This is a genomic window from Frateuria sp. (assembly GCF_013362045.1).
Lineage (GTDB): Bacteria > Pseudomonadota > Gammaproteobacteria > Xanthomonadales > Rhodanobacteraceae > Frateuria_A.
The window spans coordinates 1-6541 of the sequence record NZ_JABFWW010000122.1; the positions used below are offsets into that span (position 1 = coordinate 1).

The following is a 6541-nucleotide window of genomic DNA, read 5'->3' on the forward strand; positions in this document are numbered from 1 at the left end:
GAAACCTGCCGGTCTCCGAGTGGGTTCAGCCCGGCAGCGGACCGGCGATGGCCGGCCGTGGCGGATGCATCCGTTGCTGGTTGGAGGGCGTGTCCTGCGCATAGGCAAGGCCTGCGCCGCGGGCACCGCCGAACAGGTGCAGGCTCAGTGCCGCCTCGCGCCCGGAAAGATTGCGGCAGCGATGCAGCCGCGACTGGCCGGCGTCGAACCACAAGGCATCGCCCGGGCCGAGCCAGTGGCGGCCATGCGCCAGCGGTTCGCCGCTGTCGCCGCGGCGGCGCCAGGCCTCGACCTCGAGCGCGCCGTGCAAGGGAATCTCCAGCCCCCAGCGCACGCCGTGGTCGTGCAGCACCGAGACGTGGTTCGCAGGCCAGGCGATCAGCAGCAACTGCACATCCTGCGCACCGGTGCGCAGAGGCCGGATCAGCGGAGCCGTGGCGGCACGCAGCTTGCCGGACAGCAGGTCGAGCCCGGCCGCGTGGCAGCGCACCGCACTGCCCAGTTCGCGGGCGAGGGTGGCCAGGTCGGGATGGTTTCCCCGGCAGTGCGACAGCGCGATACGGCGCAGCGCCTTCATGCTTTGCCTGTGGTTGGCCATGCGTGGGACCGTACGAAGAACGGCGCCCAGTGGAGCATGGGCGCCGTTAAACAGCCGTAACCCGAGCTATAGCTGGCGCAGCTCGAAGCTCACCGGCACGCGGGCCCACGCACGTATGGCGTGGCCGCCGACGCTGGCCGGCTCGAAACGCCAGGAAGCGAGCACCTGCTCGCGGGCGCTGTTGTCGAGCAGCTTGTAGCCACTGCTCTGTTCGACCACGACCTCGGTCGGTTTGCCCGTTTCGTCGACCAGCACGCGCAGCAGCACGGTGCCGTGCATGTGCTGGCGGATCGCCTGCGCGGGAAAGGACAACGGCGCGCTGCGGTAGGCCAGGCTGGCCTCGACCGGCTCGGTGGATACGCTGTCCGGCACGATGTTGGCGGATGGCGGCAGGAGGGTTGGAGCCTGCACGGGTGGGGCGGTGGTGTTGCCCTCATCGCTGGCGCGCGGCACGACAGCGACCGGCGGCGCAACGGCGACGGGCGCCCTGACGTGGTGCGTCAGCGGCGCGACGCGCAGCGGCGGCGGCGCCGGCGCCGCCTTGGGCGGGTCGACGACACGTATGCCCATCGGCGCGCTTGCCGGGCGCGGCATGGCCATGGGCGGCAGTGGCCGGGTGGCGGCCACGAATACGGTGAGGTCGATGGCCATCGCCACGCTCAGCGCGGCGATGCGGACGAGGTCGGGCTGGTGGGCATGTGCACGGGATGAAGCCAGGTAAGCGGACGACATGAGCGATCCTCCTGACGGTGCTTTGCGATGTGGCGCGGGCACGCTGCAAGGGCAGAGGGAATCGTGCCGGCGCGGCTCCAGCCTAGGCCTGTCGTTCCCATTCGCGCAAGGGACCGCCCGGAAGGTCTCGCCACCGCGCTCCTGCCGCACAATTCGCCGGTGCGGCCATGGGGCCGCCGGGAAGGCGGTCGTGGAGTGGGAAAGTGGAGCACGCCGGTGCCGGGCGTGGCCTTCGGTGCGTTCAGCATCGAGAAGTAGGCGGCTTCGATGTCAAAGGGACGTCCAGACGTCCATCATAAAGGCCCGTACGTCCGGGCATGGTAAGGTGCCTGCCCGGCTTTCGCCCTGGAGCACTGCCATGCCCGCGCCGTCCGCCGTCCACTCGCCGCGCTATCGCTTCGGCGACGAGCTGGCGAGCACGCTGATCCACGCCATCGGCATCGTGCTCAGCATCGCCGGGCTGGCGACGCTGGTGGCGTTCGCCGCGCTGCGCGGCGACGCGCGAGCGGTGGTGGCCTGTGCGGTGTTCGGCACCACGCTGATCCTGCTCTACACCGCCTCGACCCTATACCACGCCATTCCCGGCGAGCTGCCGCGGCGGGTGCTGCGCACACTGGACCACATCGCGATCTTCCTGCTGATCGCCGGCACCTACACGCCCTTTACCCTGATCGCGCTGCCCGGTGCATGGGGCTGGGGATTGTTCGGCACGATCTGGGTGCTGGCGCTGGCCGGCAGTGCACTGGAGCTGGGCGTGCTGCGGCGGGTACGCTCGCGCTGGCTGGCGGTGTCGATCTACGTGGCGATGGGTTGGGTCGCGCTGGTGGCGTTCGAGCCGCTGCGCACGCACCTGGCGCCCGGTGGCCTGGCGCTGCTGATCGCCGGCGGCGCTACCTATACGCTGGGCGTGCCGTTCTACCTGTGTCGCCGGCTGCCGTTCCATCACGCGGTCTGGCACGGCTTCGTGCTGGCCGGCAGCGTGCTGCATTACCTGGCGGTGCTGTTGTACGTGATTCCGGGCTAGGCGGGTGGGCCACGCCGACGCACTGGTGGCGCTGCGCCGTGACCTGGAGGACGCCGCCTGCCTGCTCGGCCAGCCGCAGGATCTGCGCTTCCAGCCGATGTTCGGCGGGCTGATGGCGTACATCGGCGAGCGGCCCTGCGCGTGGCTGTCGGCCGGCGGGCTGGCGCTGAAGCTGGCGCCGGACGATCAACCCGGCCTGCTGGCGCAGCCGGGTGCCGCCCGCCTGGTTGCCAAACCGGGCGCCGCGCCGAGTCGAAGCTACGTGCTGGTGCCAGCCTCGATCCATCGCGATGCGGAGCGCTTCGCTCCTTGGCTGGCACGCAGCATCGCCGCGGCGAAGGACCGGCGGCGACGCGGCGCCGCGCCGCGCCGCTGACCGTGCAAAGCCTCAGCGCTTGCGCTGCTGCGGAACGAACTGCGTCTTCACCGCTTCCGCCAGTTGCGCCGGCGGCAGCAGGCCCTGGCCGATCACGAAATCGTTGAAGGCCTTGCGGTCGAACTGCTTGCCCAGCGCCAGCTCGGTCTGCAGGCGCAGCTGCTGCAGGCGCAGGTAGCCGTAGAAGTAGGCCGTGGCCTGGCCGGGACTGTCGAAGGTGTAGCGGTCCAGCTCCTGGCGCGCCATTGGCTCGGACAGGCCGACTTCGTGCGTCAGCACATCGTGGGCGCGCTCACGGGTGATCAGTCCCAGGTTGAGCATGGGGTCGAGCCACGCGCGCGCCGCACGCATCAGGCGCATCTGGTAGGCGGCGAACTGGCCGGCCGGCGGCTCGTACGGAAGCATCTCCGACTCGGCGTATAGCGCCCAACCCTCCACGTTGACGCTGTTGAAGGCGAACAGGCTGCGCGCGAGCGACACGCCGCGCTCGACCATCGCCGCGAACTGCAGCTCGTGCCCGGGGCGGCCCTCGTGCGCGGTCAGCGACCAGGCGGCGGCCTTGAAGGTGAAGTCGTCGTAGGCCTGGCTGCCGTCCTTGCCGTTGCCCGGGTTGCCCATGGTCAGCACGAAGGTGCCGCGCTCGCCGTGGTTGTTGAGGAAGGGCGGCGGGTCCATGTGCGGCGCCGGCACCTGCGCGGCCTCGGCCTCGGAGGCCAGGCGCATCTGCATCTGGCGCCTGGGCAGCGTGACGATGTTCTGGCGGCGGATGGTGTCCTCGATGTGGCCCAGCACCTGGTGGTACCAGGGTTCGACCTGGTCGCGCGAAAGCTGCTGCTTCTTCAGCGCCTGCCACACGTCGCGGTAGTCGGTCGCGTCGATGCCCTCGGCCTTGGCCACCACCGGCGCCAGCGCCTGCATCACGCCGCGCAGCTCCATGAACTCCAGTTCCGCCTGCTTCATCAGCTGCTCGGGCGGAATGTCGATGCCGACCCGCTTGAGGTTGTAGGCGTACAGCGGTTCGGGCAGGCGGAAGTCGGTGCGCGCGCGCGGCAGCACGGTGCTGCGTACCCAGGCGTCGTAGTCCTTCAGCTGTGCGTCCAGCGTATCGAGCGCGGCCTTGCCTTCAGGCGTGTCCAGCTTGTACTTGGCAAACAGCTTGCGGATGCCTTCGACGTAGCGCGGCGTGTTGGCGAGCTTCTGCTCGACCTCGCCCCGGTAGGGACCGAGCAACGCTTTGTCGCCCAGCTTGGCCACGGTCTGCGCCTTGGCCTCCTCGGCGATCGGCGTGCAGCCGGGCGCCTTGCCGATGTAGCACTGCAGGCGCTTGAGTGCGGCAGGGCGGCGGGCGGCATCGACGTCGTCCTTGAGCAATGCGAATTCGCCGCTGAAGACCAGCGAACCGATGTCGTCGTAGGGCAGCAGGTACTTGTCGTCCAGGTCGATGCCCTCGATCTGCTCGTCGGCGGCCTGGATCATGATCTGCAGGTCTTCGCGGACGTTCGGGTCCTGCTCCGCGGCGAGCAGTTGCTGCAGCTTCGCCTTCGCCTCCGTCAGTGCGGCACGCGAACGCTGGTCCACGCCGGGCTTGAGGTCGGCCACCCGGGTGTCGTAGCCGGACAGGCCGACCCGGGTGGCGAACTCCGGGCTGAAGCGGGCGATGGTGTCGAGCAACACCTTCGCATCGGCATTGCTGCGCTCCACCCAGGTCGCGGGCGTGGTCTGCGCATGCAGCGAACCGGCGGTCAACGCAGCGGCCAGGGCGAAGGCGAGGGGCTTGGACATGGCGGAACTCCTTGGGCGATCGGGCCAGCGTAAGGGTGGGTGGTCTGCCGGGCCTGTGCCGGAGGTCTGGGGCATCATCTGTCCGGGGCGTTTCTAGATGAGCATCGCGAGGGCAAACAAACCCACCATCATGAACGAGATGGCCAGCTTGACCAGTGTGCCGGCGAGCAGGCCGATCCAGGTTCCAGCGCCCACGTGGGCCGATCGCAACACGCTGTTTCCGGCCGACAGCTCGCCCAGCAGCGCGCCCACGAAAGGCCCAAAGACCAATCCCGGGATGCCCAGAAACATGCCCACCACGGCGCCGACCGTCGCGCCCCACAATGCACGTGGACTTGCGCCGACGCGCTTGGCACCCAGCGTGCCGGCGAAGAAGTCGACCGCCACGCCGAGCGCGCCCAGCGCACCGATCGCCAGCAGCCAGCCGGTGCCCAGGTGCCGGTAGCCGTCGACCGCGGCGGCGAGCCAGATGCCGCCGAAGATCATCGGTATGCCGGGCAACATCGGCAGTACCGTGCCGGCAAGGCCGCCAAGGACGAGTATTGCGGCAAGCAGGTAGAATGCTATGTCCATGGAGCGGCCTTCGCGGGAACCGCTCCCACTGTGCGGGCACCTCGGCGCACGGGCAAGGAGCCGCAAAGGGAGAAGCCTGTCACGGATGCCAACCTGCAGGCGTCAGGCCGTTTGGTTGCGGGTGGCGGCGATCCTGCGATCCACCGCACATGCCGGGCCTTTCCCTGCGGCGCCGTGCGCCCAAGCTGGGTTAGGATCATGCCCGCGGGAAGCATTGCGGGTACTGGATTCACTCCGATTTCACCCGCTGCGTAGTCTGGTTGTCGGAATGCCGTGCGGGGGTGCGGCATCCTGAATCGGCGCATTCGGTATCCGGCCAAGGGGGAGGGAGATGCTAAAAAGGATCGGGGCAAATCCGTGGCTGCGGCAGGTTGCTGTTGCCCTGGCCTACGCGCTCGCATACGCGTTGCTGCGCCAGGTGTCGTTCTCTCACTGGTTTCCGTTTGCCGGCCTGCGCTTCGGCGCGCTGCTGTTTGTGCCTTACCGGTATTGGGCGGCGCTCGTGGTCGGGGAAGCTATCCCCCTGGCGTACACAGGCATCACCTGTGCGGGCGAGTACGGCTGGCTGTGGGCGTCGTTCCTGATGGTTCCTTCAATGCCGTTTGCGATGCCTATCGCCCGCTGGTGTCGCGAGCGGCGTCGGCTCTTTCCGGCACAGGGCGCGCCCAATATCAACGTGCTCCTGCTTTCCGTCCTGGCGACTTCGGTGATCTGGATGGCGATGAGCCTGGCAACGGTGTTGGCGGCGCGCGGGCCGGATGCCTCTACATTGCCGCCTCTTCAGGAAATCGCGGGTCTGTATTTCCTTGGCTTTTACATCGGTATGCTGGCGTTGGTTCCGCTGTTCATTTTGCTGCGCGAGGAACTGTTGGCCGGCGGTACGCGCCGTCTTTGGACCAGATTCTCCGAGAGTCGCCTTGCAATGGAGGCGGTGTGCTTGCTGTTGCCGTCGCTGGCTTTGCTGGTCTGGCTGGCTTCAGATCCTGCAAGTCCGGCCAGCCAGACGGCCCACATCGCGATGTTCCTGCCCGTGGCGTGGCTGGCGCTGCGGCACGGCTGGCGCGGAGCGGCGGTCGGCGGTACCGCGGCCAGCTTCGCGGTCGTGTTGGCGATGCCTTATCACCTGGACAACAACACCCTGCAGGCGCAGGTCTTCGTAGCGTTCGCGATCACCACCATGTTGATGCTGGGCGGGCAGATCGCGGTGCTCCACGAACGGGAGGAACGTGAGCGGGCCGATGCACGGCTGGCTTTCGCAGTGGCGCAGCGGAACGTCTACCTGGGCGAGATGCAGTTGCGGCAGACCTCCTACGTGCTGGAGCAGATGAGCGGCGCGATCCAGGCTTCCTACACGCAACTGCTCGGTCGCCTGCGTTGCCTGCTGCCCGCGACCGACGAGCGCAGCTATTGCCGCCAGGCGGCAGTGACGCAGCACCAGATGTATCGCCTGGCCGAT

7 protein-coding genes are annotated in these 6541 nt (G+C 68.5%); 3 read left to right on the forward strand and 4 right to left on the reverse strand.

Annotation, left to right across the window (positions count from 1 at the left end):
• Positions 1-25: 25 nt before the first annotated feature.
• Complete coding sequence (locus HOQ08_RS05570) at positions 26-577, reverse strand: cysteine dioxygenase (protein WP_291192386.1); 552 nt, start codon at positions 575-577, stop codon at positions 26-28.
• Positions 578-664: 87 nt separating this feature from the next.
• The gene (locus HOQ08_RS05575; RefSeq protein ID WP_291192387.1) at positions 665-1330 is read right to left on the reverse strand and encodes an energy transducer TonB; all 666 of its coding nucleotides are present in this window, start codon (positions 1328-1330) and stop codon (positions 665-667) included.
• Positions 1331-1688: 358 nt separating this feature from the next.
• On the opposite strand from HOQ08_RS05575, the gene HOQ08_RS05580 reads away from it, so the two are divergent.
• Together HOQ08_RS05580 and HOQ08_RS05585 are read left to right on the forward strand one after the other, a co-directional pair.
• Positions 1689-2354: a hemolysin III family protein gene (locus tag HOQ08_RS05580; RefSeq protein WP_291192388.1), complete on the forward strand. Its 666-nt coding sequence runs from the start codon at positions 1689-1691 to the stop codon at positions 2352-2354.
• A 4-nt stretch (positions 2355-2358) separates the two neighbouring features.
• The gene (locus tag HOQ08_RS05585) at positions 2359-2730 is read left to right on the forward strand and encodes a TfoX/Sxy family protein (RefSeq protein WP_291192389.1); all 372 of its coding nucleotides are present in this window, start codon (positions 2359-2361) and stop codon (positions 2728-2730) included.
• 12 nt (positions 2731-2742) lie between these two features.
• On the opposite strand, the gene HOQ08_RS05590 is transcribed toward HOQ08_RS05585, so the two are convergent.
• A complete protein-coding gene (locus HOQ08_RS05590; protein WP_291192390.1) occupies positions 2743-4512 on the reverse strand; it encodes a DUF885 domain-containing protein in 1770 nt (589 codons plus the stop codon).
• Between the two features lie 93 nt (positions 4513-4605).
• On the reverse strand, positions 4606-5085 hold the full coding sequence (locus tag HOQ08_RS05595; RefSeq protein ID WP_291192391.1) for a DUF456 domain-containing protein: 480 nt from the start codon (positions 5083-5085) through the stop codon (positions 4606-4608).
• 331 nt (positions 5086-5416) lie between these two features.
• On the opposite strand from HOQ08_RS05595, the gene HOQ08_RS05600 reads away from it, so the two are divergent.
• On the forward strand, positions 5417-6541 hold a 1125-nt coding region (locus tag HOQ08_RS05600), incomplete at its 3' end, for an MASE1 domain-containing protein (RefSeq protein ID WP_291192392.1).